Source organism: Vibrio genomosp. F10 str. 9ZD137 (genome assembly GCF_049974785.1).
GTDB lineage: Bacteria > Pseudomonadota > Gammaproteobacteria > Enterobacterales > Vibrionaceae > Vibrio.
The window spans coordinates 1-4,145 of sequence record NZ_JBNGCJ010000519.1 but is presented as its reverse complement, the minus strand read 5'-3'; the positions used below and the strand labels follow the sequence as shown (position 1 = coordinate 4,145).

General features: G+C 44.2%; 5 protein-coding genes. 1 reads left to right on the top strand and 4 read right to left on the bottom strand.

Annotation, left to right across the window (positions count from 1 at the left end; all coding sequences use genetic code 11):
* Positions 1–47: 47 nt before the first annotated feature.
* The 4 genes from ACP45E_RS12640 to tsaA all read right to left on the bottom strand — a co-directional run bounded on the left by ACP45E_RS12640 (position 48) and on the right by tsaA (position 3,222).
* The gene (locus ACP45E_RS12640) at positions 48–239 is read right to left on the bottom strand and encodes a DUF4250 domain-containing protein (RefSeq protein WP_017035687.1); all 192 of its coding nucleotides are present in this window, start codon (positions 237–239) and stop codon (positions 48–50) included.
* Between the two features lie 2 nt (positions 240–241).
* On the bottom strand, positions 242–445 hold the full coding sequence (locus tag ACP45E_RS12635; protein ID WP_017038921.1) for a YaeP family protein: 204 nt from the start codon (positions 443–445) through the stop codon (positions 242–244).
* A 264-nt stretch (positions 446–709) separates the two neighbouring features.
* Complete coding sequence (locus ACP45E_RS12630) at positions 710–2,425, bottom strand: proline--tRNA ligase (protein ID WP_017038922.1); 1,716 nt, start codon at positions 2,423–2,425, stop codon at positions 710–712.
* A gap of 101 nt (positions 2,426–2,526) precedes the next feature.
* Positions 2,527–3,222, bottom strand: a complete 696-nt coding sequence (gene tsaA / locus ACP45E_RS12625; RefSeq protein ID WP_026026759.1) for a tRNA (N6-threonylcarbamoyladenosine(37)-N6)-methyltransferase TrmO — start codon at positions 3,220–3,222, stop codon at positions 2,527–2,529.
* Between the two features lie 382 nt (positions 3,223–3,604).
* On the opposite strand from tsaA, the gene ACP45E_RS12620 reads away from it, so the two are divergent.
* The coding region (locus ACP45E_RS12620; protein WP_198927719.1) for an AbgT family transporter at positions 3,605–4,145 on the top strand (541 nt) is incomplete at its 3' end.

The following is a 4,145-nucleotide window of genomic DNA, read 5'->3' as shown; positions in this document are numbered from 1 at the left end:
ATCGGCGGTTTTTTTATATTCTTATTTATAACATGAAAGCTTTTGGCTTAACGAAATTGACCGGCATCTAGCAGGAAGTCAAAACCAGCTGTTGCTAATTTTGCTTCTAATGCCGCTCTATCAATCTCAAAGTAGACGGCAAGCTTATCGAGATCACCACCAAAATCGTCGCGAAGTTTCATATTGACGATACTCATGAGCATGATTGGATCCATCGCTTCAAAATTCGATAGATTCATGATCAATCCTCAAAATCAGAAATCAATAGATTTGCCGCTGCAAATGCTGCTCGTTCACGGGTCTCTTCAGGGAGCGATGCATCTGCCGCAATGTCATTAAATGTTTTCACAGCGCAAGTGATGGCTTTAGGAATGTAGCTTTGATCGCCACTGCCAATTTGTGAGTACAGTTCACGTACCAGATCACAACAGTCGTATACTTTCATGGTTTAACCCTAACTAAATGATAACTGCTCTCAATATACACATAGCTGTTGGGAAACTCAAAACGAGAGTTTGTTATAGCTCAAGGTATGGCTTTGTATGGTTGAGAATTAAACTATCAATACGATCGGATTGATGAAAAATAGCGGGTTGAGATGAGGGAGGCTAATGGCCTGAACGGCAATGGTAAAAAAAGGGCTAACGCTCATCGTTAACCCTTTTTCTTTTATTTTTTAACTGATCGTTGCTTGTTGCTTAAATGATGGTTACTTAAGCTGAGCTTTTACATGTTCAATAATGTCAGCCATCGGAATAGACGATTTTTCACCAGCACGACGGTTTTTGTACTCAAAGTTACCTTCTTTCATTGAGCGATCGCCAATAACGATAGTGTGGGGAATACCGATTAATTCGATATCTGAGAACATAACGCCTGGGCGCTCTTTACGGTCATCGAATAGTACTTCAATGCCCATCGCAGTCAGTTCAGTGTAGAGTTTTTCAGCCGCTTCTCTCACTTCTTCAGATTTGTGCATGTTCATTGGAACAATAGCCACTTGGAATGGTGCAAGTGCGTCAGGCCAAATAATGCCGTATTTATCATGGTTTTGCTCGATGGCAGAAGCCACCACACGAGAAACACCGATACCGTAACAGCCCATCTCTAAAATGGTATTTTTACCATCAGGCCCAAGCACGCCACAGTTCATCGCTTCTGAGTATGCTTTACCCAGCTGGAAAATATGTCCGACTTCGATACCACGTTTCAGCATCAGTGTACCTTGGCCACATGGGCTCGCATCACCTTCTATAACGTTACGTAGATCTTCAACTTGAGCAAGCTCAACGTCACGACCCCAGTTGATACCGAAGTAGTGCTTACCATCTACGTTTGCACCAGCGCCGAAGTCATTCATGACGGCAACCGTGCGATCAACGATGAATGGTAACTCTAAGCCAACAGGACCTAGTGAACCCGGGCCAGCACCGATCAGTGCACGGATCGTAGCTTCATCAGCCATTTCCAGTGGAGAAGCAACTTGTGGAAGATTTTCAGCCTTCACTTCATTAAGTTCGTGGTCACCACGGATGATAAGGGCAATGATATCAGCGTCTACTTCATCAGAAGCTTTAACGAATAGAGTCTTCACTGTTTTCTCAATCGCTAGACCATGTTGCTCTACCAACTCCGCGATAGTTTTCGCGTTTGGCGTATCAACCAGTTCCATCTCTTGAGTTGGTGCTGAAAGTTCTTCAGTCGGAGCCAAAGCTTCGGCTTTTTCGATATTTGCTGCGTAATCTGATTCTGTAGAGAATGCGATTAGGTCCTCACCACTCTCTGCAAGCACGTGGAATTCTTGCGAGCCACTGCCACCGATAGCGCCAGAGTCAGCCAATACAGGACGGTACTCAAGCCCCATGCGGTCGAATGCCTTACAGTAAGCATCGTGCATCGCTTGGTAAGATTTCTCTAGGCCTTCTTTGTCGATGTCAAAGCTGTACGCATCCATCATAGAGAATTCACGTGCACGCATGACGCCAAAACGAGGGCGACGCTCATCACGGAATTTAGTCTGGATTTGATATAGGTTTAGCGGAAGCTGCTTATAAGAATTCACTTCATTGCGTACAAGGCTAGTAATGACTTCTTCAGCCGTTGGGCTAAGAACAAACGGACGAGAATGACGGTCAGTAAAACGAAGCAGCTCAGGGCCCATTTTCTCTGAACGGCCTGTCTCTTCCCAAAGCTCAAACGGCTGAACAACGGGCATCAAGGTTTCAACAGCACCTGCATTGTCGATTTCTTGACGAACGATGTTTTCGACTTTACGTAGTACACGTAGACCGGTAGGTAGCCAAGTGTATAAACCTGAAGCTAGCTTACGGATCATACCTGCACGTAGCATCAGCTGGTGGCTGATAACTTCTGCGTCGTTTGGAGTCTCTTTCAAAGTAGAAAGAAGATAGTTACTGGTACGCATTCTATGGTATCCGTTTGATCATTGATAAAAGAAAATTTGCGGTGGTCAATGACGACAGCAAATCTGATATAGCCGCATATAATATCAGCCTATTTGTGATCTCAAAAGCGCTCAATGTCAGTAACCGTAATGAAAAGCGCTTCTATGACAAATTTCACGTTGAGATCGAACAAGTTTACCGCATATTCTTTACTGTCTGGTTGTCCTTTTTTGTACGCTGGGCGGGGATCTTGTCCAAGAACTTCTTTGATTACCTGAATGATTTGGCGAGCTTGCGGGTGCCCAGCCAGTTGATTTTTTGCTCTTTCAGAGAAGTTAACGTCTAGAACTTCAGGTTCTTCAGCGGCAAACCCCCCTAATGCGTTTGGAATGGAATCGGAGTAGGGGATATAAGGTTTGATATCGAGAATGGGGGTTCCGTCGACGAGATCAACACTGCCTAAATCTAACCAAGTTTGTCCCTTTTCTTGAGAGACTCCTTTTAACTCAACGGCTGACATACCAATCCCATTAGGTCTGAATGTCGCTCGTGATGCAAACACACCAATGCGCTCATTTCCCCCTAGTCTCGGTGGACGAACCGTGGGCTTCCACCCAGCAGTGAGATTCTTGTCGAACAAAAAGAGCAGCCACAAATGACTGAACTCGTTGATCCCTCTCACCGATTCCATGCAGTTAGCCTCATCCAGAAGTTTAATCCGTGCTGTAGCACTTGGCGCCAGTCGAGGCTGTCGTGGAACAGCAAATTTTTCTTTATATGGCGTTTGAATAACACCTATCGGTTTTACGGAGTACACGTCTGGCCTCACACTGTCGTTATTATTAAGCAAATGTTGAGAATTGAACCCGATCACTCACATGCTAATCAATCTTACTATCGCCACATATTAGCAAAATATTCTTATGAACAAGTGCTTATCGTGGATTGGTTGGATTGGTTGGATTGGTTGGATTGCTCGTTCTATCTCTCTATATTATTTTGTTGTTAATTTTTGGTTAAATAATCTTTGTTTTTGTTTTTTTATGGTTTGTTTTACTGCCTTTTAATACCTTTTGTTACATATTGAGCTTCATTTATTTCAAAATGTGAAGTAATCTTCCGCCTCTTGTGTGTTGGCAGCGCAAGATCAGGGAAAAACAAATCACTAAGATTAAAAGCAAACTCAATGGAGGGAACAGATGAGTTCATCTGCTTCGATAAAAAACAATTCGCCGAAAAAACCTATTTTTACCCGCTTTTTAGACGGCGTTGAATATTTGGGGAACTTATTACCCCACCCAATCACCCTTTTTGCCATCTTCTGTGTCGCAATCCTAATTACTTCAGGCATTGCTGGCTACTTTGAAGTGTCTGTTATGGACCCTCGTCCAGAAGGAGCTAAAGGCCGTGCTGCTGACGGCATGATTCATGTAGTTAGCCTATTTAATGCCGAAGGTCTGCAACTGATTGTGACCAACCTGGTTAAAAACTTTGTCGGTTTTGCACCATTAGGGACGGTACTGGTTGCCATGCTTGGTGTTGCTATTGCTGAACACTCTGGGTTACTTTCTGCGGCAATGCGTGGCATGGTGATGGGCGCTTCTCAGCGTATGGTAACCGTGACGGTCGTGTTTGCTGGTATCATATCAAATACGGCATCTGAGCTTGGCTACGTGGTCCTTATTCCACTTGCTGCGATGCTCTTTCACTCTTTAGGGCGTCACCCGCTTGCTGGCTTGG